This window comes from Cellulophaga sp. L1A9, from assembly GCF_009797025.1.
Lineage (GTDB): Bacteria > Bacteroidota > Bacteroidia > Flavobacteriales > Flavobacteriaceae > Cellulophaga.
This window is the reverse complement of record NZ_CP047027.1, coordinates 2,651,753-2,676,293: the sequence shown is the minus strand read 5'-3', so window position 1 is coordinate 2,676,293 and position 24,541 is coordinate 2,651,753. Positions and strand designations below refer to the sequence as shown.

The following is a 24,541-nucleotide window of genomic DNA, read 5'->3' as shown; positions in this document are numbered from 1 at the left end:
GAAACATAGAAGACACCTACGATACTTAAAAATCACCTTCGATTTAATAAATCTAATCCGCATATACTTTTTAGTTTTTAGATTCGTTGTACCTTACAATCAACTAATTATAAAAATTAATTATGATTAATAAATATTTAGTATCAATTCTGGCCGTTTTTACGCTACTCATCACTGCTTGTTCAGATGACAATGATAACCCCGTAATAGCTACAAATGCCTCTTTTGTTGGCATCTGGAATCTTACAGCTGTTGAAACCAACAATGGAACATCAACGTACTCTTTGGATGGTGAATCTATAGTCACTGAGTTTGAAGCAGTCGGTAAAGATTTTGACGCTACTGTTCTTTTTTCTGAAAACCCCAACACCATTATTAGTGAAGGATCTTACACTACTGTTTTAACAACCAACACCTTGGGAGAAACCAACACTGAAGAGCAAGAAGGTGAAAATTATTTTGACGCTAGTGAATGGCGAGCAGAAGGCAATACGTTATATTTTGGATCAGGTGATGAAGAAGTAAGTTTCACGATTACCTCGCTAACGGATACAAAAATTAATTTAAGCTTCGAAATGAATACTACTCAAGATTTTTTTGGAGCAGATATCCATACGGTAGCAACATATTATATGACACTTACAAAATAAAAAAGCGCCTTAATGCCAAGGCGCTTTTTTTGTGTTTAAAATTTGCTACTATGATTCTAAGGCTTGCTTTATATCTGAAATAATATCATCAATATGTTCTAAACCAACGGAAACACGTACGGTACCATCGGTTATATTTACTGCTTCACGTTCTACTGTGGTTAATTTACTGTGTGTTGTAGATGCTGGGTGCGTTACAATACTTCTAGAATCTCCTAAATTCGCAGAGAGTGATAACAATTTAATCGAATCAAAAAACTTTCTTCCTGCTTCTAATCCGCCGTTAACTTCAAAAGCAACTATGCTACCCCCTGCTTTCATTTGCTTTTTAGCAACTTCATACATGGGATGCGATTTTAAAAAAGGGTATTTTACCCAATTTACTTTTGGATGATTTTCAAGAAACTCAGCCAATTTTAAGGCATTTTCACAATGACGATCTACACGAACAGCTAAGGTTTCTAAACTTTTCGAAATTACCCAGGCATTAAAGGGTGATAGTGCAGGTCCCGTAATGCGAGAAAAACGATAAACCTTATCTATTAATTCTGCACTTCCTACAGTAATTCCTGCCAAAACACGTCCTTGACCATCCATTAATTTTGTTCCTGAGTGAATCACCAAATCCGCACCAAATTTAATAGGTTGCTGTAAGTAAGGCGTTGCAAAACAGTTATCGATAATTAAAAGTACATTATGCTTTTTAGCAATTTTACCCAACTTTTCTAGATCTAAAACATCTACTCCCGGATTGGTAGGCGATTCTGCATAGATAAATTTTGTCGTGGGTTTTATCAATTTATCGATACCCTCTAAGTCATCAATTTCAAAATAATCTGAGGTGATATTCCATTTGGGTAAAAAGTTCATAAATAAACTATGCGTAGAACCAAAAATATTCCGTGCAGATACCACATGATCTCCACTATCTAAAAGAGAGGCAAAAGTAGAAAACACTGCAGCCATACCAGATGCAAAAGCAAAACCAGCTTCTGCTCCTTCCATTTTACATACTTTTTCTATAAATTCATTGGTATTCGGGTTAGAATATCTAGAATAAATATTACGTTCTTTTTCTTCACTAAACGAAGCGCGCATATCTTCAGCGTCCTCAAATACAAAGCTGGATGTTACATACATTGGCGTAGAATGCTCCAAAAATTGTGAGCGCTCTGTTTGCGTTCTTATAGCTTCTGTTTCAAATTTGTTTTTCATAATCATCATGTTAATCAGAGATTCCTCTACTGATTCTTCGTATCTATTTACCTTTTTCTATAATCCTCAATATATCTCCAAAAACACCACGAGCTGTTACTGCTGCACCTGCTCCCGCGCCTTGGATAACTAACGGGTTCTCACCGTATGATTCCGTATATATTTCTATAATAGAATCTGAACCTTTCACTTGCCCTAAAGCACTTTCTTTAGGTACTGAAACTAATTTTACTTCTAAATTACCTTTTTCTTTTTGTAAATCTCCAGACAAATCACCTACATAACGAAGTACATGGTTTGGTTTCTGATCTTTTTTAATCTTTTCAAAAATGGAATCTAGTGAGCTTAGTTTACTTTTAAATTCATCAACCGTTACATCATGTAATGCTTCCGGAATTAAGTTCTGAATACTAATATCCGAAAACTCATTACTTAAATCTAGTTCTCTAGCTAAGATTAAAAGTTTTCTCCCTACATCATTCCCAGAAAGATCTTCCCGAGCATCTGGCTCTGTAAATCCTTTTTCCATGGCTTCTTTTAAGATGGATGAAAAGGACCTATCTACCTCTGAAAAGGTATTAAATATATAACTCAATGACCCCGAAAACACCCCTTTAATACGCGTAATATTCTCGCCTGATAAATGCAGCAACTTGATGGTATCTATAAGTGGAAGCCCTGCTCCTACATTCGTTTCATACAAATATTGTTTCTGACTTCGTTCTAATTCGGTCCTTAGGTTCTGATAAAAATCAAAACTCAAGGTATTTGCGATTTTGTTTGAAGACACCAAATCAAAACCATTTTCGATCATATTTAAATAAGATGCTACAAAGGTTTTGCTTGCCGTATTATCTACGGCAATTAAATTTTCTAAATGGTGTGCTTTTGCAAAATCGAAAATGGCATCTAATTCAAATGGCTCGCCATTTTTATCTAAATCAGCTTTCCAATTTTCTGTAATTCCGTTTTTATTAAGCACTACTTTTTTAGAATTCGCGACTGCAAAAACCTTTAATTGAATCCCTTTACGCTCCTCTATGTTTTGTGCCGATTTTAATATTTGATCGATTAGTGTTCCTCCAACATTTCCGTGTCCAAATATAGCAAGATTCACTTTTTTACTAATTCCAAAAACTTGACCATGCATTACGTTCAAAGCCTTGTACAAGTCGTTACGTCTTACCACTAAACTTACATTTTTACCGGTAACGGTATTGTTAAATAACAAGGGTACAATTTGGTTTTTAATCAGCTCATTAAAGGGTTTATGAAACGAACTTAAATCTTGTCCAACGATTGAGATTACCGATACATCTTTGGTCACCGTAATCATGTTCACATCTTTCGTTTGAAAATCTGAACTAAATTCATCAATCAACACCTCTTTCGCTTTTTCTGCTTTATCCGCATCAACCACAAAACCAAGACCACGTTCTGAAGATCCTTGCGATATGATGTTCACACTTATATTATTTGCTCCTAAAGTTTTAAATACACGTGCATCTACTCCTACTTTCCCTAACAACCCACGTCCTTCAAAATTAACTAAGGCTACATTTTCAATTACAGAAAGTGATTTTATCCCCTCCTTACTGGTCTTAGCGCTAATTAAAGTCCCTTCATTATCTCCATTAAATGTATTTAATATTCGCAATGGAATATTCTTTTCAATTAAAGGAATAATTGTTTTGGCATGTAATATGGTTGCTCCAAAATTTGCCAGCTCATTGGCTTCCCCATAAGATAGTTCCGCAATACGCTTTGCATCAGCTACATAATCAGGATTTGCGGTATAAATTCCATCTACATGGGTATAATTTTGCAATTCTGCCGCATCTAAAAAGTTTGCAATTAATGCTGCTGAATAGTTACTGCCATTTCTTCCTAAAGTAGTCGTTTCGTTTCCTTTATTCGACCCAATAAACCCAGTAATAACGGGAACTACATTCGCATCTAATTTAGAAATAACCTCTAAAACATTTTCTTTTGACAAGGCCTCATATACCTGAGCATCCCCAAAATTACTATCTGTTTTTATCAATTCACGGGAATCGATAAATTTAGCTTTTATGCCAAGATCATTCAACAATTGAGTTGTTACTTTTCCTGAAATTAATTCACCAAAAGACAACACTTGATCTTTTATTTTCGCACTGTAATCTCCTAATAAAGAGACTCCCTCAAACAGCTTTTCTAAATCTGAAAATTCTTTAGATAGCGCTATATTAAAATCAGATTGTTGATATTCTTTAAAAGCTTCAAAATCTTTTGAATATTCTTTTCCTTTAGACGCTCTCTTAAGTATCGTTTCTAATTGATCAGTAGCTTTACCACGTGCAGATAAAACAATACCAATATTTTCACCTCTATTGACTTTAGTCGCTACAAGCTCTAAAACTCGGTCTAAACCATCTCCATTCGCCAAAGACTTACCTCCGAATTTTAATATCTTGATCCGTTTATTTTGTCCATTTTGATCAAATATTCCTTTTAGCAATTGTTCCATTTGTTGAAACTCAATTAAAAAAGCATCATGCCCATGTAGTGACCGTATCTCACCATAGGTAACATTACTGTTTACCTGCGCCAATTGCTTAAAAGTGTCTCTATTTTCTTTTGCTGTAAAAAATAAATCAGAATCAACGCCTATAATATGAATGTTCGTTGCACTTTTTTCAATCGTTGAAAAAGCATCTTTATTATCTCTAGTAATATCTATAGTTTTCAAGAGCTGATTCATCAACTTATACGCAGACAATTGAAAACGCTCTTGCAGTTTTGCACCATGATGTGTTAACCAACTTTCTACATTAAACACATGTAATTCTTCATTCGTGCTTCGCTTAAACCGCTCTTTAAAAGATTCTGGCGTTCTATAACATAACATAGCATGCATACGGGCATCATGTACAGGCTGACTAGAATTCAATAAAAATTGCTCTTGAATTTGACAATTAGCAATCAGCCAATCTGTAGATTTCCAATCTGATGCTACAGGAATTAAATTCTCCGTTAGATTAGGCTCTAAAGCGATCATTTCCCAGGCAATACCGCCACCCATAGAACCTCCAATAAGGGCAAAAAGACGATTCACTTCTAGTTTTTTAAGTCCTATCAGAAATAGCTTTGCGATATCTTGGGCTACAAAATCTTTATAGTTTTCAACCACAAAACCATCATGACCATTCCCTGGCACATTGAATACTAAAATGGTGTATTTCTGTGTATCGATACATTTTCCATCCCCAATTAATGCAGACCACCAACCATTTTCGCCTGCCACATCAGAGCTACCCGTTAAGGCATGATTTACCAAAATAATTGGTGCAGTGTGTAATTCAGGTCCAAATAGCTGGTAGGATAAATTAATATCTTGAGTAGTACCGCCGTGATTGGTATAATTAGGTATCGTTAAATGCTGTAGCATAGTATATTTTTAATCAATCAAGCCTAAAAAGGCCAAATAAAATGTGTAATTAAAGTAAGCTCTGCGAAAATTAAAGCGATTCAAAAGCCTGAACTAAATCTGCTTTTAAATCTTCAATATCTTCCAAACCAACAGACAAACGTACTAGGTCTTGCGGTACTCCCGCTGCTTCTTGTTGCGCTGCTGTTAATTGTTGGTGGGTTGTACTTGCTGGATGAATAATTAATGATTTTGTATCCCCAATATTAGCTAATAACGAGAATATTTTAGTGGCATCAGTTACTTTCTGAGCCGCTTCAAAACCTCCTTTAATTCCGAAGGTAACTAAGCCGCTTTGTCCTTTAGGTAAATATTCTTTTGCTAAACTATAGTACTTACTACTTTTTAATCCAGGATAGTTTACCCAAGCAACTTCTTCTCTACCTTCTAACCACGTAGCTAACGCTAATGCATTTGCACTATGTTGTTTGATACGTACTGGTAAGGTTTCTAGTCCTTGAATAATTTGAAATGCATTAAACGGACTCAAAGCACCACCAAAATCACGTAAGCCTTCTAAAATTAGCTTAAACGTAAATGCAGCTGCTCCTAAAGCTTCGCTATAGACCAACCCATGATACCCTGCAGAAGGTTCTGTAAATTCAGGGAATTTTCCATTCGTCCAATCAAAGGTACCTGCATCCACAATAGCGCCTCCTAAAGAAGTTCCATGGCCTCCAATATATTTTGTCAAGGAATGAATCACAAGATCTGCACCGTGTTCAATAGGATTTAATAATACGGGAGAAGCTACGGTATTATCTACAATAAAAGGCACTTGTGCCGCTTTAGCATGTTTTGAAATTGCTTTCAAATCTAAAACATCCAATTTTGGATTTCCTAGAGATTCTACAAAAAAAACTCGTGTATTATCTTGTACTGCCTTACCAAAATTATCCGGATCAGATGCATCTACAAAGGTGGTTGTAATCCCTAATCTAGGTAAGGTTACATTCAATAAATTAAACGTCCCCCCATATAAACTGCTCGAAGCAACAATATGATCACCTGCTTTTAATAAAGTTAACAAACCTGTTGAAATTGCTGCGGTACCTGAAGCAAAAACTACTGCCCCCACTCCACCTTCTACAGCTGCTAATCTATCTTGTAGAATTTGATTGGTAGGATTATTTAAACGCGTATAGATAAACCCTAATTCCCCTAAAGAAAATAATTTTGCAGCATGATCTGTATCTCTAAAAACATAAGATGATGTTTGATAGATAGGCACTGCTCTTGTTCCTCCAGTTTGTGTAGTATCATGCCCTGCATGTAAAGCGTTTGTTGCTAATTTTTGTGTACTCATGATCTTTTTGTTTTTTAAATTTGTTATAAAATAAAAAGCCAAACTCTAGTAGCAGACGTATACGACTGGCATAGATAAAAATCAAAAAGTTATTAAGAAGAAATATTCAATTGCTAAGAATAGCAATTAATTTTTTCGTTATCTGCCGCCAATGCATAAAGCAATTTTTGGTAGAATTTAGCACCTTCATTGTTCTAGAAAAAGAACAAAGGGTTGCTAAGGTTTCAAAGGGTCTATTCCCTCCACCTTTCTTGATAACTATTCAATACGTGTTTGAACTTGTGCGGTGCAAATATAACGTCGGAACTTTTTAAATTCCTAATTATTCACCAATAATTATAAAATGTCACTTTTTTGTTAAGTTTCTAGCGATCTAATGTCACTACTAATATTGACCGCTAGAAACTTTCAAAAATTTATATTCCAAATGCTGCTTTTACTTCATCAAGCATGTCTAATTTCTCCCAAGTAAATAACTCCACTTCTTTCTCAACTCTACCGTTGTAAGGTGATTCAAAAGTTTTTGTTACTGTTATTGGTTCTTTCCCCATGTGACCATAGGCTGCTGTTTCTAAATAAATAGGGTTACGTAATTTTAAACGGGCTTCTATTGCGAACGGACGCATGTCAAACAATTCTGCTACTTTTTTAGCTATTTGACCATCGTTCAAATTCACTTTTGAAGTTCCATAAGTATCTACATAAATAGAGGTCGGCTCCACTACTCCAATAGCATAACTAACTTGAACTAAAATTTCATCAGCCACTCCTGCAGCTACTAAATTTTTAGCAGCATGACGCGCAGCATACGCCGCACTTCTATCTACTTTACTTGGATCTTTACCACTAAAAGCGCCACCACCATGAGCACCTTTACCACCATAAGTATCTACAATAATCTTACGACCTGTTAAACCCGTATCTCCATGAGGGCCACCGATAACAAATTTTCCTGTTGGATTTATATGGTACGTAATTGCATCATCAAACAAAGCCTGAATATGTACTGGCAATTGTTCTTTTACTTTAGGAATTAAAATAGAAATAATATCTGTTTTAATTTTTGCTAACATTTTTTCATCATCAGCATCAAATGCATCGTGTTGAGTAGATACTACAATAGTGTCTATACGTTGCGGCACATTTTCATCACTATACTCTATAGTTACTTGTGCTTTTGCATCTGGTCTTAAATATGAAATCTCTTTACCTTCTCTTCTTAAGTCTGCTAAGATCTGTAATATTTTATGCGAAATATCTAAAGCCAAAGGCATATAGTTTTCCGTTTCTTTGGTCGCATACCCAAACATCATCCCTTGGTCTCCTGCACCTTGCTCTTCTTTAGAACCACGATCTACACCTTGACTAATATCTTGAGATTGCTCATGAATTAAAGAAATAACACCACAAGAATCTCCACTAAATTGATATTCTCCTTTAGTATATCCAATCTTATTAATAACATCTCTTGCTATTTGCTGAACATCTAAATAGGTATCACTCTTAACTTCCCCAGCCAATACAACCTGACCTGTAGTTACTAATGTTTCGCATGCTACTTTGCTTTCTGGATCAAAAGCCAAAAAATTATCTAAAAGCGCATCACTTATTTGGTCTGCTACTTTATCTGGGTGCCCTTCACTAACAGATTCTGATGTGAATAAATAAGCCATAAATGGTTTTATTTTCTAGAATAGACTTGACAGAAAGGTTAAAAGAAGTTTATGAACCGAAAAGAAATTTCAGTCACAACTGCTTTAGCATTTTTTACGAGGTTGCAATCAGTCAAATCCGTCCTCAATTAATAATAGCGCAAAAGTAAAATAAAAGATGGGATCTGAAAAATGGTTTAACAACAAATTGCAATTTTACAGATCATACTTAATTTTAAACATTACATATCGTGGTTGTACCACATACGAGGAGGTTCTATAAAACAGCTCATTAAAGCTATCTTGATTTAACTCTGTATTATTAAGTAAATTGGTTACTTCTACACTATACTCCCACTTACTATCTTTTTTTTGGTAGGATATACTGGTATCTAAATTTCCATATTCATTATTAATTGAGTCCGCCTTATCACGATAATGGTAGTAATCTAGATCCGCAAGAAAAATAAAACTTTTTAAGAAAGCTGCATCAACTTTAAGAAAAGGTGTATCTGTATAATACGTAGATGAATTTCCTCCGTTATCATAATTATTAACCGCATAATTATACCCTACCTCAACATTAGGCGCATCTTTAAAACTCGTAGCTAATGAAGCTCTATAACTCTGTGTTAGCGACTCAGAAACACTAGGACTATCATTGACAATATTATTTAAATTGGAATAAGAAAGCGACCCTCTTGAACTTACCTTTATTTTTCCAAATGTTCTTTGAAAATTGGCAGAACCAGATAATACTTCATCTTCCAAATTAGAATTAATGGTTGAACTCACCTGATTAATTCCGATAATAGAACTATTATTTTTAAATGCATCTACACGCTTACTATAATTAATATTAGCAAAAATGTTTTGCATATTGAACATACTAAAACTGAAGAAATTAAGTGATAAATTATGAAACAACGCACTTTCTAAATCACGATTTCCTTGATACATGGAGTTGTAATTACTAAAAATATACGCTCTAGAAAATTTATCTATATCTGAAAACTGACGATTTACAGTATAATTAAAACGAATGCTTTCTGATTGCTTTAATTGAAGATTTACAAAAAGATCTGGAACAACATTGAATAAATCATCTGTAACCGAAGTAGCCAATTGTGTGTTCTTAGCCTTATAGTCATGCACTTTAAAACCAGGGTTAAACGTAAATTTCCCTACAATTAATTTATAATGAAACCCAAAGAAAATATCAGAAAAATTATATTCCACATCATTCACTAAATCAGCATCCGTGAATTGCAATTCTGAATTGCCATCTAAAATTTGAAAGATGTTTGAATTGAATTCCTGACTACTTTGCGTAGTACCTAAAGTGAAATTAATATTACTTTTAGCTCCCGTAATAAAATAGTAATCGGTCTTAAAATCAAACTTATTTGTTTTTATTTTTCGATCTTGATTGATGTTGTAATTAGATTGATTTTCATCTAAAGGAAGAATACTCTCAAAAGGTTGGATTTCACGAATTGCATTATAAAAAGGATCTTCGTTTTGTATTAAATATTGCGCTTCAAAAGCCAATATATTCTTTTCATCTACGGTATAATACGCATTTGCATTTTGATTAAAACTAGAAGGTGTTTGCTGTTTATTCTCGAAAATCTGATCTGTAACATCCGCAACAGACAAAATAGCTACATCTTCATTTTCATCAGAAAATTTTGCTAGTGCATCATATTCTACTTGTAAATTTGCACTAGGTTTATATGCCGCACTTAATTTAAACAACCCTAAATTAGACGTTTGTTCTGTACCTGTTGTGGTTATTTCTTGTTGATTACTACTAATATAGGTACGCGTTGCTACTGTTTGCAAGTCTGTATTGGCATAGGAATAAATTGCGAAGCCACTTAAATCTAATTTTTCTGTTGGTGCATAACTAAAATTCACTGCACCAAACCTTGTATTTATTTCTTTAGCACGGTTATTTTGGAGCTGAGATAAGCCCAAACCACCATCTCCAACACTAAAACTAGTTCCTGTATTTCCTGTTCTACTCCTAAAGCCACCCGTAAAATTTCTATAATCTCTTGACGTAAAAGGCAATTGACCAATATTATTAAGATCCGTTAAGATATTGATACTGTATTTAGGACTATAAAAAAACAATTTAGGGTGCGCTAAATACCGATCATCCAATCCTAGGCCCGCCGTTATTTCACCAAACCAAAACTTCTCTTTTCCTGATTTAAGCTTAATATTTAAAGCTACATTATCTTGATTGTTTGTGACTCCACTTAATTGTGAAACTTCACTGTAGTTTCTAAGAACTTCTATCTTATCAAGGGCATTTGCGGGAATATTTTTTGCGGCTAATTTAGAGTCTCCGTCAAAAAAATCTTTTCCATTGACCATTACTTTGGTAACGGTTTTTCCTTCTACCTCAATTTCTCCATCCTCATTAATTTCTACTCCGGGAAGTTTACTCAGTACATCTTCTAATTTTTTTTCGGTTCCAGTAACAAAAGAGTCTGTATTGTACACAATAGTATCCCCCTTAACTACAACTGGCATTTCATAAACCACCTCAACCTCATCTAAACTTTCTGCTTGCTCCTCTAAAACTATATCGCGTTGAAGATCCTCTTCTTTTGTTTCAATTAGAAACTCTCTAGGTTGAAAACCTATATAGCTAAACTTTAAACTATACGTGCTATTCTGATTAACATTGACTTTATATTTACCATTAGGATCCGTAATTCCGAATCCATCCAAGCTTTTCGTTTCTTGATTTACAGCAACCACATTTGCCATTTCTAAAGGGCTCCCTGAAGCATCTTTCAAAATTCCCGTTATGGTTATTTTTTGAGCATTGACAACCCCAACAAAGGTTATAAGAAAAAGAAGTAGTAAGGTCTGCTTTTTTATAAATAAATTTCTCATTAGTTTCTTCCTCTATTTGAGTTACCACCTGAACCTCTATTTCCACCTCTGAAACGCTCAGACATTTCTTCCATTTTAACCAGAAGAGTTTCATTGTATTCTTGTTGAGAAACCACCTTTCCTTTTGTTGGTGCTTTTATTTCTGTTTTTTCATCTGCATTAAGAACTATCTTAGTACAAAGGAGTACTGTATTCCCTGCATTAACTTCTAGAATTAACCCCGGCAAACCCCAATATTCTCCTGGACCTTGACTTACAGGTATTTCAGGTGTAAACCAAGCTGTAATTTCAATTTCTTTTGGCTCTTCTTTGTCCTTAAACATGCTGACATTATTTTTTGTAGAATCCTTTTTCACAGCATTATCAGAATCTTCTTTTTTTCTATCGCGATCTCTTTTTCTTCTTAAACTATCAAAATTTGTAGAATCAATAGCTTTTATGGCCGTTGCTTTATAACAGGTATAGTTGCCTATTTTTTTTGTTTCAGAACCCATGGTCCAATTTAACTGCTGCAGCTCATCTTTAATTAAGAATACTTTCCCGAACATTTCCGATTCTTTGGAATAATTTTGGTCTTTGATGTTTTTATACAATTTACCCCCAGAAAAATCTCCAAATCTGAATCTACCTCTTCCTCCACTGTCTTGACCAGGAGTTTCTAATTTTTCTTCTTCCTCATAAATCGCCGCTGCTTTATCAAATGTGAGAACAAATGTTTTCTCAGACTGCTCTTTCATGCGCTCCATAAATCTTTTCTTTTGTTCTTCTGATACTTGGCGTCCTCCAAAATTAAAGTCGGCCACAGAGGTTTTAGAGAGGTAAATTGCCTTCCCTTGAAAGTCTTGAGCCTGTATGCTTGAGAAGTGAATAAAACAGGCAAAAATAAATAGCAGTATGTTTTTCATGATTGTATCGGGTTATTGTTCCTATGTGACTAAAAAAAAAGGAAAAGGTTTAAAGGTGATGCCTAAAATAAAATCACATTCCAATATTGATTTAAAAAAAAGGATAAAAAACATTTATGCATTTCAGCAACTATTTTTCCTACTACCCAAGAATCGTTGTATATTGTGTGCCCCTTAGAAATTAAAAACCATTAAACACAAATTATACTATGCATGTTGCTGTTGCGGGAAATATTGGTGCTGGAAAAACAACATTAACCAAATTACTTTCAAAACACTTTAATTGGGAACCTCATTTTGAAGATGTAGTTGACAACCCTTATCTTGATGATTTTTACAATCAAATGGAACGTTGGAGTTTTAACCTTCAAATTTATTTTTTGAATAGCAGATTTCGGCAAATTCTAGAAATTAGAGAAACGGGGAAAAATATTATTCAAGACCGTACCATTTATGAGGATGCCTATATTTTTGCTCCGAACTTACATGCTATGGGCCTATTGACCAATAGAGATTTCAATAATTATTCTAGCCTTTTTGAATTAATGCAAGAATTGGTACAACCACCAGATTTATTAATATATCTACGGAGTTCTATTCCTAATTTAGTAAAACAAATACACAAAAGAGGTCGTGATTACGAGAATACCATTTCTATTGATTATTTAAGCAGACTTAACGAGCGCTATGAAGCATGGAGCCAGAGTTATGAAAAAGGTAAGCTTTTAATTATTGATGTAGACAATTTAGATTTTGTGGATAATCCTGAAGATTTAGGAACAATTATTAACAGAATTGACGCAGAAATTAATGGCTTATTTTAAGCCATTAATTTCTGTAATCGTTTCCTTAAAAAGCTACTCCATTAATTTACCAATAGCTTAAAACTCTTTAAAGTTTTACCTAACTTTTCACGGACAACTATTAAATACATTCCATCAGCTAGTCCAAGTGTTTCTAAAGTAAAGGAATCTGAATCACTTACCAATTCACTTCCTATAAACTTACCATCTAAGCCATAAATAGCGATAACAACATCTTCACCTATCCCCGTAACTTGAGGATTTATTCCTGTAGTGGGGTTTGGTGAAATAGCCAATGCTTCTTCAGAATCATCCCCTTTATCTATACTTACTGAATCAGAAACTGAGTTAACCCCATAACCACCAATTATTACCTTAACATCTGTAGGAAAGGTACATTGGATTGTGGAAGAATGATCGCCCACATCATCATACGCAAAAGCATATGTTTTAGAATCGTAACTTATTTCATCGTCATGAAAATACTTCACATATTCATTAAAAGGACTATAAATAAAATAACGAGAATCGTCATGAGAATACTGAACCGTATCATCTGTAATATTTGTATAAATAGCATGCCTAGTAATTGCTGCAGATATTTGTGCCTGAATCATTAAATCTTCATTATACGCCTCAACATCTATGCTTGCATCATAAGGTGTATATGCCAAAGAACCTGAACCTTCTAATGCATTAACAGTTGTTGGTTTCCAATAAATAGTTGCTGTACTACCATCGGCGGGATCCGTAAATTTAAACGCGCCATCTTCATTAATAGTGCCAACCCAAGTGCCCCTATCTCCTATATTGATATTTAAATTATATTGACTATAAACACTCCATATTTCATCAATATAATCTTCTAAAACGTCCTTTGGAAATTCTGCAACTTTTGAAGGTTGTTCAATTATTGGACCCCCATCATAAGAATGCTTTTTAACAGTTTTAGCCACCAAATAAGCCTCACTAACTTCTTCATCCCATTTAGCAAGAATGTCTTCATGAGACAAAAGCTCTCCTATTTTCTTAAACGCTACTGTTCCATCTCCATTTATAGCATTTGCATAAGATTCAGAGTAATTTGCACCTGTTAAACCTCCAGAAAAACCATTAACCTCTAAAGCCATCGGATACTGATAGGCATCTACCCGGCTGGTATTTGTCCATAAACCAGAATCCCCCCAAGTTAATTCTACCAATTCCCAACGAATACCATCATTTGGATCGGTGTCTGAATTTAAATTCGCTCCAGCGTATCCTCCCGTTTCATGAAAACGCAAATACATTGGAGATTGAAATGAAATAAAAATTCTACAAGCATATAAACCTTGTGGAATTTGTATCGTTTTATCAGCAACATCACTCAATTTAGTAAAAATATCAGGATACAACCAATCAGATGGTGTGCTCCATTCTGGTCCTGAAATGGTATTGTATGATGGATCCATTTCCTGAATAGTACTATTCGTAAGCTCCATCCACACATCACCAGTTGATTCTATTTTACCAACTAATCCAATATAAATTTCATCATCACGATATCCTGAATTATTCTCAAAAGTATAGGGAATAGTCAATTGTGCGATTAGTTGATAGCTTACAAAACTCAATAGGCAGCAGAGCCTAATTTTTACCATATTCATAGCTTTTAATTTCTAAAATTATATATTCAAAAAAATAAATCGCAAAAGTATTCTCGGTACATTTCACACTGTTATAACACAAATGCTATGAAATAATTTTCTCATTTCATGAACACAGTAATCATAACTTTAACTTTATAGATTTATTGTTTAAATAGCATTTTGAAGTAGACCGCTAAATAAATCCCATTTTTTTTGCGTGTGCAACTGCTTGATCACTATTTTCTACAAATAAAATAGGTGTTGTTTTATAGTCATCAAACAAGCTTTTTACGCGAATCATTCTTTTTTTATGATTAACACTCCTAAGATAGATTGCTAAAATCCGGTCCGGGAATAGCTCCGCAACCTCTTTATAAATATCTGCATCGCGCTCGCCACTATCTCCTATTAAAATTATTGGCAATTCTGGGTACGTATTTAAAATACCGAAAATCTCTATTTGCTTTTGTGGCTTATGACCATCTTTCTTTCTTTTAAAAAAAGAATTAAAACTACGCAAGAGAATAGGCCCTTTCGGAAAATTGTTCTGCTTTAAAAATAATTCTAGGTAGCGGTATAAATTCCAAGGACTATGACTCACATAAAATATTGGGTTAGAACTTTTACCAGATTTTCCGCGATGTAGTTGATTATAAAGATCCGGAGCACCTTTTAATGGCAAACGTTTTTTTACCGTTTTAAATACCGTATTAAATAACACCCTCCATTTTAAAGTAGATACCACTCCTGTATGTAAAATGGTATCATCAATATCAGTGATAACTCCAAAAACTGCTTTTTTAGAGGGAATTAAAATTTTACCAGGAAATCTATTTTCATTAGTAATTCTACGTTTTATATTGGGATTTGAATACGAAACTTCAAAATTTACCCAGTCCTCCTCATTAATTAATTTTTGCAAATCACGAATTTCTGTCTCTACTTTAAAATACCCGTGATTATCTGTTGAGGTTTGCAAAACTTGACCATTTGGCAAGGTTATATCAAGATTTGTATGCTTAACCTCGTCTGTTTCTAAACGCTTCCACGTGTTCAACATAAGGTTAAACCACCCTTTATCGTCTAAGTTAATAGACTCATCTTCAAGCGCTCTTCCTCTTAAATAGAAATGAGAATCGGTGCCATAAGCATCAAATGTAATTATTTGTAAAGGATCTTTCTTAAATAACATCACACTAAAATACCATAAAAAAACCTGCTAATAATAGTTATTAGCAGGTTTAAAAATAAAATTTTAAAATCTATTTTACAATGGCTGCTTTTCAATCTCAACTTCTATTTCAGAATCATTAGAATTAACGCTTATCTCCTTAAAAGCTTCTACTTGTGCTTTCACTTCTTCTGGCGTTCCGCTAAATATCTTTTCATCAGTTTTAGACACTCCATTTATAATAGTTGTGTACACTATTGTAGCTTCTGCCAAGTCCGTATTGGTAGCATTTACCTCTATATTTATTTCTTCTTGAACCTTAGTAACACCTTCTTCTGCATGGCCGCCTAATATTGGAGCAATTACTAAACCTATTAAACAAGTAAGTTTAATTAGAATATTCATAGAAGGTCCTGAGGTATCTTTAAAAGGATCACCCACAGTATCACCAGTAACAGCCGCCTTATGCGCCTCACTGCCTTTAAATGTCATCTCCCCATTGATTTCAACACCCGCTTCAAAAGATTTTTTAGCATTATCCCAAGCACCACCTGCATTATTTTGGAATATTGCCCAGAGTACACCAGAAACGGTAACTCCTGCCATATACCCACCTAACATCTCTGCGATTGCCAAATTATTCATTCCAAAAATCATTGGAATAAAGGCTATTGCCAAAGGAAAACCTATGGTTAATACTCCAGGTAACATCATTTCTTTTAGAGACGCCTTTGTAGAAATTGCCACACACTTATCGTATTCCGGTTTTCCAGTACCTTCCATAATGCCTGGTATTTCCCTAAATTGTCTACGAACTTCTTCCACCATTTCCATAGCGGCTTTACCTACTGCATTCATGGCTAAAGCAGAAAAAACTACGGGCACCATACCTCCAACAAAAAGCATTGCCAAAACAGGTGCTTTAAAAATGTTAATTCCATGTATACCGGTAAAAGTTACATAAGCCGCAAAAAGTGCTAATGACGTTAATGCTGCCGAAGCAATAGCAAAACCTTTACCTGTTGCCGCTGTAGTGTTCCCTACAGAATCTAAAATATCTGTACGCTCTCTAACTATTGGCTCCTGCTCACTCATTTCTGCAATACCACCAGCATTATCAGAGATAGGACCAAAAGCATCAATTGCTAATTGCATTGCGGTTGTAGCCATCATTGCAGAAGCTGCTAATGATACTCCATAAAAGCCCGCAAAAGCATAGGAAGACCAAATTGCTGCTGCGAATAATAATACAGAAGGAAAGGTAGAAATCATACCTGTTGCTAAACCTGCTATAATATTAGTTCCTGCACCTGTACTAGACTGTTGTACAATTTTAAGGATTGGTTTTTTACCTAAACCTGTATAATATTCCGTCACTGATGATATTACCGCACCCACAATTAAACCAACCAATGTTGCGTAAAATACACGCATAGATGATATTTGTTGCAAACCTTCACCAAAAAATTCCATGGTCATCGTTTCTGGCAACATCCAAGTAACTAAACCAAAACAAGAAACTGCTACTAAAACAATAGCCGTCCAATTACCTATATTTAAAGCTCCCATAACTTGGGACTCTTTAGCTTCATTATTTTTAATTTTCACAAGCATGGTACCTATTATAGATATAATAATACCAACTCCTGCAACTGCCATAGGTAATAAAATTGGTCCTATGCCTCCAAAGCCATCTTGGATAGCACCGCCCATATCCTTTATCACATAATTCCCTAATACCATTGCGGCCAAAACCGTGGCCACATAGGAACCGAAAAGATCTGCTCCCATACCTGCTACATCGCCAACATTATCACCCACGTTATCTGCTATTGTCGCAGGATTACGAGGATCATCTTCTGGGATACCTGCTTCTACTTTACCAACTAAATCTGCTCCTACATCTGCCGCTTTCGTATAAATACCACCGCCAACACGAGCAAATAGCGCTATTGATTCTGCCCCTAGAGAAAAACCTGCTAATGTTTCAAGCACAATAGTCATATCCATGGTATTCGTCCAAACTCCTCCCATAAAAAAATAAAAAAATCCTATAAAAAAAGCGGTTAATCCCAAGACTGCTAAACCGGCTACACCAAGTCCCATAACGGTACCGCCACCAAATGAAATTTTCAAAGCATTTGGCAAACTTGTTCTTGCAGCTTGCGTTGTTCTCACATTGGTCTTGGTTGCAATTTTCATTCCTATATTCCCAGCAAAAGCAGAAAATATAGCTCCAAAAATAAACGCTATTACAATTAACCAGTGCGTTGTTGGCACAATAAAAGAAACAATAGAAAGCAACACACTAACCACTACTACAAAAATTGCCAAAAGCTTGTACTCTGCATTTAAAAAAGCAAGGGCGCCTTCATAAATATGGTCTGAGATTTCTTTCATCTTCCCATCTCCTGCATCTTGCTTTAATACCCACGATTTCTTGATAAGCATATAAAGTAAGCCTATGATCGCCATTACTATTGGCATATAGATTATCATTGATTTCATAAATTAGTCCGTTAATTATTAATTATTTCTCAAAAAAACGCATAAAATTTAAACATAACAAAAAAAGTCATGCTTTTTAATGGCATGACTTTTTTTAATTGTATTAAAATAGAATATTATATCGTAAAAGTGCGTTTCTTTTTATGATCACTTTCATCGTAACGCTCTACACATTGCTCATAAATTTCAATAGCTTCTTTTGCGTCTCCCCAACCACCAACATCAACTTTTTTCTTTTCTAAATCTTTATAGACTCTAAAAAAGTGTTCAATTTCTTTTAACCTGTGTGGATTAAGATCACTAATGTCATGATTATTTCCCCAGATAGGATCTGAAACTGGTACACAAATGATTTTTTCATCTGGTCCTTTTTCATCAGTCATATGAAATACGCCAATTGGCCTAACTTCCATAACCACCATAGGATATGTTGGCTCATGACCTAAAACTAGTACATCTAATGGATCACTATCCAACGCAAGAGTTTCTGGAATGAATCCATAATCACCAGGATACATCATTGATGAAAAAAGCATTCTATCAAATCTTATTTTGTGTAATGTAAAGTCGTATTCGTATTTATTTCTACTTCCTTTTGGAATTTCGATTAGAACATCGAAAGTTATTTCTAAATTTTCGCTCATAATAATACTGTGATTTGTATACAAAGATACTTGAATAATTTATTTTACCCTGAATATTGATTGAAATATCTAAGGTTTTAGTAGAGAATGTCAGGTATTGTATTACGAAAACGGTGTAGTAAATTTATAATTTTTAATTAGAAATTAAAGCCAAATGATCCAGTTACACTAAAAGGCCTTGCCTCTGGACTGTCTAAATAATTTCCTCTAAAATTAAAATCAATTCTTAAAATCTTAAATATATTACCTACCCCGAATGAATATTCCCAATACATATTATCGCTTGGCGCTTGCAAAGGAATGTTTGTAGGACTATTTATTAAGATATTTCCATCGGAAAGATCCCCCCAAACTCCTCTTAAGCCAACTATCTCTCTTAAATTCCACTTTTTTATTATTGGAATTCTAGAAAATAAACGACCGTTAAAATTTTGCTCTAAATGCACGGAAGCATAAGTATCTGTCACAAACTCATAAAAATCAAGGTTAGGAAAAGTCCCATAAATAGAGAATAAGGTCTGATTTCCTGGAATAACATTCAATAAACCTAAAGGAACTTCCCCAAAGGTTTTACCTAATTCAACAGTACTCAACAACCTACCAAAGCCTCCAATTTGCCACGGTTGGGTATAAGAAAATTGAATTTTCTCGTAATCAAAATCACTCTCTAAAAAGTCTTTTACCCCTTTAGTATAGGTCAAAAACAAGGTACTATAATTATCATTAATCTTTCTTCGCTCTACGCCATACCCAATGGTTCTTTTTCCCGGAGTATATATTAAAGTGGTATTAAAATCAAACTGCTTTAATTCTGAAGAAATCCCAGTTGCAGATTCAGGATCTAAGTAATCTAAACTAAACGCACCTGGCAATGCAGAACTCAAAGTACGCAAAGAACCACCTACTCTAAAAACAAAATTATGTAAAGGCTCTGCTTCCACCTGAAAAGTAGATAGATTTATATTTGTCAAACGATCATTAGAACCCACCGAAAATAGTGAAGATGAGGCCGCACTCCTCCCTAAAACATCTGTAGTCGCCGTAAGGCTTAAACCTAATTGCTCAATATCTCGCCTATTCCCACCTGAAATAATTAAACGCGACTTCTTATCCAATAAAAACTTACCTGAAATACCGTGTTTAAATTTATGATCATCAAAACCATAGGCTGTATACGCTTCAATTCGCCAAGGATCGTTTTGTCCAAAATAGGTACGCGCACCTGCACGAACCCGAATACCTTCAGCATCATTATATCCAAAAGTACTATATACATCTCCGATATCTAAGTTCCATTTATCAATCTCAACATACCCTGAGCCTAATATACTTGCTATATTGTAAAAACTTTTAAATTTAGGCACTGTCTTTAGCGTATCCAACAACTTATAGACTCCAGATTCGTCTTTATTAAGAGCTTCTAGTCTATTATTTTTCCAAAAGGTAGTATCCCGTTCTACAATTCCTGAGTTAAACTGATTGGATAGATTTTTATAAAACTTGGGATCCTTATATTGATCAAAAACATAATTGTTGTAAACAGTGGTACGCTTTCCATAGACTCCCTTAGATTCCTCTTTCTTATTTAAACTAAAATCACTTAACATGTAATCTCTTTTCAAAAGAAAAACCGAATCATTAAGTACCTCAAAATCTTGCTCTATATAAATTTCTTTTACCCAGTTTATATTTGCACTTTTTGTTACTTCTAAATTTATTTTCTTGATCGCATAGGTAGAATCATTCACCCAAAAGTTCCCTTTAAAAGTCAATTCATTCTTCCTTCTTGGATAGTAAATAATATTATAACACCACTTATTATCAATAAAACTACTATCGGCTAATACGTAATTGTATACATCTATACCTGTTTTAGATAATGGGCTGGTAAAACTTTTATCAAAAAACTTTAAATAATTATTATAGATATCATAATCGGAATATAAATCTTCAACAAATGCAGTTAATGCTTGATTGTTGCTAAAACCTGAATTCTTGGTCCCCAACAACTCTTCTTTTTCTTCACCTTTTAAATTATCACCATAAACTTTAGAAAACGTTTCATTTAAAAAGATAGGTAAATACGTTTTCCCTGTAATTCTTGAAGTATCGAGATCTTGAAAAACAAATTCTAAGCCTTTAAATATTTTACTTTTAATGAGCGCACTATCAATTGTATTTAAATCGAATTCTACTTTTTCATATTTATCATAATTGTATTGCTTGTAATGCTTTACTCCATTACTACGCTTACGTTCCCAAATTTTTCGAAGAATGTCTATTGCCGGATTATTCTTTTTTGATTGTTTCCCAAAATAAATAACAACCTCTCTTAGCTGCTCTCCGCCTTCCACAAGTACGACCTTCATTTCGTAGTTTACCTTCTTATCCAAAAATATATCCTTGGTTTCATATCCCACGAAAGACACTTGAAGTGTCTCATAGGTATTGTCCGATTCCATATAAAAAACTCCATCGTCGTTGGTGATTGTACCCTCCGAAGATCCTTTGAAAATTATATTTGCAAAAGCAACAGGAATACCCATTTCATCAATTACGACACCACTAACTTTTGTTTGAGCTAGCAATGCAAATGAATATAGCGAGAAGAAAAATAGAAGTAATTTTTTCATTAAAAGATGGGGTGCTACAATTACACTATGTTATACAAAAAAACCAAAAAAGCTTTACCGACCGGGTTAGTCAGTAAAGCTACTTTAATCTTACAAAATATATTTTATTTATATAATACTTTCTTTACTGATTTAATTACATCCGTATAATTTGGCAACCATTCTGCCAATAAAACTGGAGAATAAGGTGCTGGCGTATCAGCTGTATTAATTTTTTCAATTGGAGCATCTAAAAAGTCAAATGCATTGGATTGAATATGATATATAATTTCTGATGCAACATTACCATAAGGCCATGCTTCTTCAAGAATTACTACTCTATTTGTTTTCTTTACAGATTTAAGAATTGCTTCATAATCTAAAGGCTTCACGGTACGTAAGTCAATAATCTCACAACTAATACCTTCTTTCTGCAACTCATCTGCAGCTTTGTAAGCTTCCTTGATAATTTTACCAAAAGAAATAATAGTAACGTCTGTACCTTCTCTTTTAATATCAGCAACACCTAATGGAATTAAATATTCTCCTTCAGGCACCTCCGCTTTATCGCCATACATTTGTTCCGATTCCATAAAAATCACTGGATCGTTATCACGTATTGCTGCTTTTAGTAATCCTTTAGCATCCGCTGGATTCGAAGGAACCACAACTTTTAACCCAGGACAGTTTGCAAACCAGCTTTCAAAAGCCTGTGAATGCGTTGCACCTAATTGACCTGCAGAGCCCGTAGGTCCTCTAAAAACTATAGGACAATTAAACTGACCTCCAGACATTTGACGAATCTTCGCAGCATTGTTTATAATTTGATCAATCCCTACTAATGCAAAGTTGAACGTCATAAATTCAATGATAGGTCTGTTTCCATTCATTGCAGAGCCAACTCCAATTCCTGCAAAACCAAGTTCGGATATAGGAGTGTCAATTACTCGGTCTGCACCAAATTCATCAAGCATTCCTTTTGAGGCTTTGTAAGCTCCGTTGTACTCAGCGACTTCTTCACCCATTAAATAGATGGATTCATCTCTTCTCATTTCTTCGGACATTGCCTCACAAATAGCTTCTCTAAATTGTATTGTTTTCATTAAAACGGCGTTTCTTTATAATTGTATTCCCAAAAGGATAGCAAAAATAGGAAATTATCCGTCATAATAAACGTTGTATTTCGCAAAAAAAGTTATAAAATTTACTATGCACGCATAGTAAATTTGAAAAATATTGGCTATCTTAGCATTCTTTAGAAACATAAAATTCCATAAATAATGAAAATATTAGTTTGTATAAGTAATGTTCCAGACACTACGTCTAAAATAAACTTTACGGATAACGATACAAAATTTGACACTGCTGGTGTTCAATTTGTAATTAACCCTAATGATGAGTTTGGCTTAACTAGAGCCATGTGGTTTAAAGAAAAACAAAGTGCTACGGTACATATTGTTACCGTTGGAGATGCAACAGTAGAACCAACAATGCGAAAAGCTCTTGCCATTGGCGCAGATGAAGCTATACGTGTAAACGCAGTACCTACAGATGGTTTTTTTGTTGCACAACAATTGGCTAACATCGTTAAAGAAGGAGCATATGATTTAGTAATTGCTGGAAGAGAATCTATTGATTACAATGGAGGAATGGTTCCTGGAATTATGGCTAGTCTTTTAGATATGAACTTTGTAAATACGTGCATTAGCTTAGATGTTGATGGAACTAGCGCTACCGCATTGCGTGAAATTGACGGAGGAAAAGAAAAATTAGCGACTAGCCTACCTTTAATTATTGGAGGTCAAAAAGGACTTGTAGAAGAGAGTGATTTGAGAATTCCAAACATGAGAGGAATCATGATGGCACGTCAAAAAAAATTAACCGTAATTGAACCCGTTGACGCAATAAATGCTACTCAAGACACTAAATTTACGAAGCCTGCAGCAAAAGGAGCGGTAAAATTAGCTACTTCTGTAGACGAATTAATTAACTTATTACATAACGAAGCAAAGGTAATCTAACCGATATTTCTTATTGAAGTCTAAACTAGTCTCCCTTCATTGGGAATAAAAAAATAAAATTATTATGTCAGTATTAGTATATACAGAATCTGAAAACGGAAAGTTTAAGAAAAATGCTTTTGAGGCTGCTTCTTACGCTGCCGAAGTAGCAAAACAAATGGGAACTACAGCAACAGCGGTTTCTTTTAACGCTAATGAAAATGAAAGCCTAGGAAACTACGGCGTTTCTAAAGTATTAAACATTAGCAATGACAAATTAACAACATTTAACGCCAAGGCTTATGCAAGCAGCATCCGTCAAGCAGTAGAAAAAGAAGGCGCTAAAGTTATTATATTAAGTTCTAGCACCGACACCAAATATTTAGCCCCATTATTAGCGGGTTACTTAAAAGCAGGTTATGTGCCAAACGTTGTAGCAGCACCTGAAAGCACTGCTCCATTCACGGTAAAAAGAACAGCTTTTAGTAATAAAGGATTCGCCTTTTCTGAAATAAGCACGGAGATTAAAATTGTTGGCGTTTCTAACAACTCTTTTGGTTTGCATGAAAACAAGACTACAGCAACTGTAGAAAGTTTTGATGCTGCCGTTAGTGATGCAGATTTCTCTACAAAATCTGTAGAAATTGATAAAGTAGTTGGTAAAGCTACTATTGCTGATGCCGATATCGTGGTTTCAGCAGGTAGAGGAATGAAAGGTCCTGAAAACTGGGGAATGATAGAAGAGTTGGCAGATGTTCTAGGAGCAGCCACCGCTTGTTCTAAACCAGTATCTGATTTAGGATGGAGACCACATGGAGAACATGTTGGACAAACAGGGAAGCCTGTAGCAAGTAACTTATACATCGCAATTGGTATTTCTGGTGCAATTCAGCATTTAGCCGGAGTAAGCTCTTCTAAAGTAAAAGTGGTGATCAATTCTGATCCAGAAGCACCATTTTTTAAGGCAGCAGATTACGGTATTGTAGGTGATGCTTTTGAAGTTGTGCCTCAGTTAATCGAAAAATTAAAAGAATTTAAAGCTCAAAACGCTTAATTTTTGTTAAA

Annotated in this window: 16 protein-coding genes and 1 riboswitch; of the genes, 4 read left to right on the top strand and 12 right to left on the bottom strand. The window is 34.6% G+C overall.

Annotated features, from left to right (window positions below; translation table 11 throughout):
• Positions 1 to 122: 122 nt before the first annotated feature.
• The gene (locus GQR94_RS11590; RefSeq protein ID WP_158975651.1) at positions 123 to 650 is read left to right on the top strand and encodes a hypothetical protein; all 528 of its coding nucleotides are present in this window, start codon (positions 123 to 125) and stop codon (positions 648 to 650) included.
• A gap of 48 nt (positions 651 to 698) precedes the next feature.
• On the opposite strand, the gene GQR94_RS11585 is transcribed toward GQR94_RS11590, so the two are convergent.
• The 6 genes from GQR94_RS11585 to GQR94_RS11560 all read right to left on the bottom strand — a co-directional run bounded on the left by GQR94_RS11585 (position 699) and on the right by GQR94_RS11560 (position 12,110).
• Entirely contained in the window at positions 699 to 1,865 is a 1,167-nt protein-coding gene (locus tag GQR94_RS11585; RefSeq protein ID WP_199271478.1) for a PLP-dependent aspartate aminotransferase family protein, read from the bottom strand.
• 43 nt (positions 1,866 to 1,908) lie between these two features.
• A complete protein-coding gene (gene thrA / locus GQR94_RS11580; protein WP_158975650.1) occupies positions 1,909 to 5,295 on the bottom strand; it encodes a bifunctional aspartate kinase/homoserine dehydrogenase I in 3,387 nt (1,128 codons plus the stop codon).
• 70 nt (positions 5,296 to 5,365) lie between these two features.
• Positions 5,366 to 6,640, bottom strand: coding sequence for an O-acetylhomoserine aminocarboxypropyltransferase/cysteine synthase family protein (locus tag GQR94_RS11575; RefSeq protein ID WP_158975649.1), 1,275 nt, complete (start codon positions 6,638 to 6,640; stop codon positions 5,366 to 5,368).
• Between the two features lie 135 nt (positions 6,641 to 6,775).
• Positions 6,776 to 6,901, bottom strand: a riboswitch (SAM riboswitch).
• A gap of 155 nt (positions 6,902 to 7,056) precedes the next feature.
• Positions 7,057 to 8,313, bottom strand: a complete 1,257-nt coding sequence (gene metK / locus GQR94_RS11570; protein WP_158975648.1) for a methionine adenosyltransferase — start codon at positions 8,311 to 8,313, stop codon at positions 7,057 to 7,059.
• Positions 8,314 to 8,508: 195 nt separating this feature from the next.
• Positions 8,509 to 11,205 (bottom strand): outer membrane beta-barrel protein, encoded by a 2,697-nt coding sequence (locus GQR94_RS11565; RefSeq protein ID WP_158975647.1) that lies wholly within the window; start codon positions 11,203 to 11,205, stop codon positions 8,509 to 8,511.
• Positions 11,205 to 12,110 carry a GLPGLI family protein gene (locus GQR94_RS11560; protein ID WP_158975646.1) on the bottom strand — a complete coding sequence of 302 codons (906 nt, stop codon included), beginning with the start codon at positions 12,108 to 12,110 and terminating at the stop codon, positions 11,205 to 11,207. Before GQR94_RS11560 ends, GQR94_RS11565 begins: the two co-directional genes overlap by 1 nt.
• A gap of 209 nt (positions 12,111 to 12,319) precedes the next feature.
• Between GQR94_RS11560 and GQR94_RS11555 the strand changes: the two genes are divergently transcribed.
• Positions 12,320 to 12,934, top strand: coding sequence for a deoxynucleoside kinase (locus GQR94_RS11555; protein WP_158975645.1), 615 nt, complete (start codon positions 12,320 to 12,322; stop codon positions 12,932 to 12,934).
• A gap of 41 nt (positions 12,935 to 12,975) precedes the next feature.
• On the opposite strand, the gene GQR94_RS11550 is transcribed toward GQR94_RS11555, so the two are convergent.
• The 6 genes from GQR94_RS11550 to GQR94_RS11525 form a co-directional block, all read right to left on the bottom strand.
• Positions 12,976 to 14,553 carry a beta-1,3-glucanase family protein gene (locus GQR94_RS11550; RefSeq protein ID WP_158975644.1) on the bottom strand — a complete coding sequence of 526 codons (1,578 nt, stop codon included), beginning with the start codon at positions 14,551 to 14,553 and terminating at the stop codon, positions 12,976 to 12,978.
• A gap of 181 nt (positions 14,554 to 14,734) precedes the next feature.
• Positions 14,735 to 15,733, bottom strand: coding sequence for an App1 family protein (locus GQR94_RS11545; RefSeq protein WP_158975643.1), 999 nt, complete (start codon positions 15,731 to 15,733; stop codon positions 14,735 to 14,737).
• Positions 15,734 to 15,808: 75 nt separating this feature from the next.
• Entirely contained in the window at positions 15,809 to 18,220 is a 2,412-nt protein-coding gene (locus tag GQR94_RS11540; protein ID WP_158975642.1) for a sodium-translocating pyrophosphatase, read from the bottom strand.
• Between the two features lie 116 nt (positions 18,221 to 18,336).
• Entirely contained in the window at positions 18,337 to 18,864 is a 528-nt protein-coding gene (locus GQR94_RS11535) for an inorganic diphosphatase (RefSeq protein ID WP_158975641.1), read from the bottom strand.
• A gap of 137 nt (positions 18,865 to 19,001) precedes the next feature.
• Positions 19,002 to 21,497, bottom strand: a complete 2,496-nt coding sequence (locus GQR94_RS11530) for a DUF5686 family protein (RefSeq protein WP_158975640.1) — start codon at positions 21,495 to 21,497, stop codon at positions 19,002 to 19,004.
• Positions 21,498 to 21,601: 104 nt separating this feature from the next.
• The gene (locus GQR94_RS11525; RefSeq protein ID WP_013550923.1) at positions 21,602 to 22,579 is read right to left on the bottom strand and encodes a pyruvate dehydrogenase complex E1 component subunit beta; all 978 of its coding nucleotides are present in this window, start codon (positions 22,577 to 22,579) and stop codon (positions 21,602 to 21,604) included.
• Positions 22,580 to 22,756: 177 nt separating this feature from the next.
• Between GQR94_RS11525 and GQR94_RS11520 the strand changes: the two genes are divergently transcribed.
• Both GQR94_RS11520 and GQR94_RS11515 read left to right on the top strand, forming a co-directional pair.
• Positions 22,757 to 23,497 (top strand): electron transfer flavoprotein subunit beta/FixA family protein, encoded by a 741-nt coding sequence (locus GQR94_RS11520; RefSeq protein ID WP_158975639.1) that lies wholly within the window; start codon positions 22,757 to 22,759, stop codon positions 23,495 to 23,497.
• Positions 23,498 to 23,561: 64 nt separating this feature from the next.
• Complete coding sequence (locus tag GQR94_RS11515) at positions 23,562 to 24,530, top strand: electron transfer flavoprotein subunit alpha/FixB family protein (RefSeq protein ID WP_158975638.1); 969 nt, start codon at positions 23,562 to 23,564, stop codon at positions 24,528 to 24,530.
• Positions 24,531 to 24,541 lie beyond the last annotated feature (11 nt).

Excerpts from the sequence above, each read along its gene's own strand:
- GQR94_RS11590 (WP_158975651.1), top strand. The coding sequence starts at position 123 with ATGATTAATAAATATTTAGTATCAATTCTGGCCGTTTTTACGCTACTC.
- GQR94_RS11585 (WP_199271478.1), bottom strand. The coding sequence starts at position 1,865 with ATGAAAAACAAATTTGAAACAGAAGCTATAAGAACGCAAACAGAGCGC.
- thrA (WP_158975650.1), bottom strand. The coding sequence starts at position 5,295 with ATGCTACAGCATTTAACGATACCTAATTATACCAATCACGGCGGTACT.
- GQR94_RS11575 (WP_158975649.1), bottom strand. The coding sequence starts at position 6,640 with ATGAGTACACAAAAATTAGCAACAAACGCTTTACATGCAGGGCATGAT.
- metK (WP_158975648.1), bottom strand. The coding sequence starts at position 8,313 with ATGGCTTATTTATTCACATCAGAATCTGTTAGTGAAGGGCACCCAGAT.
- GQR94_RS11565 (WP_158975647.1), bottom strand. The coding sequence starts at position 11,205 with ATGAGAAATTTATTTATAAAAAAGCAGACCTTACTACTTCTTTTTCTT.
- GQR94_RS11560 (WP_158975646.1), bottom strand. The coding sequence starts at position 12,110 with ATGAAAAACATACTGCTATTTATTTTTGCCTGTTTTATTCACTTCTCA.
- GQR94_RS11555 (WP_158975645.1), top strand. The coding sequence starts at position 12,320 with ATGCATGTTGCTGTTGCGGGAAATATTGGTGCTGGAAAAACAACATTA.
- GQR94_RS11550 (WP_158975644.1), bottom strand. The coding sequence starts at position 14,553 with ATGGTAAAAATTAGGCTCTGCTGCCTATTGAGTTTTGTAAGCTATCAA.
- GQR94_RS11545 (WP_158975643.1), bottom strand. The coding sequence starts at position 15,733 with ATGTTATTTAAGAAAGATCCTTTACAAATAATTACATTTGATGCTTAT.
- GQR94_RS11540 (WP_158975642.1), bottom strand. The coding sequence starts at position 18,220 with ATGAAATCAATGATAATCTATATGCCAATAGTAATGGCGATCATAGGC.
- GQR94_RS11535 (WP_158975641.1), bottom strand. The coding sequence starts at position 18,864 with ATGAGCGAAAATTTAGAAATAACTTTCGATGTTCTAATCGAAATTCCA.
- GQR94_RS11530 (WP_158975640.1), bottom strand. The coding sequence starts at position 21,497 with ATGAAAAAATTACTTCTATTTTTCTTCTCGCTATATTCATTTGCATTG.
- GQR94_RS11525 (WP_013550923.1), bottom strand. The coding sequence starts at position 22,579 with ATGAAAACAATACAATTTAGAGAAGCTATTTGTGAGGCAATGTCCGAA.
- GQR94_RS11520 (WP_158975639.1), top strand. The coding sequence starts at position 22,757 with ATGAAAATATTAGTTTGTATAAGTAATGTTCCAGACACTACGTCTAAA.
- GQR94_RS11515 (WP_158975638.1), top strand. The coding sequence starts at position 23,562 with ATGTCAGTATTAGTATATACAGAATCTGAAAACGGAAAGTTTAAGAAA.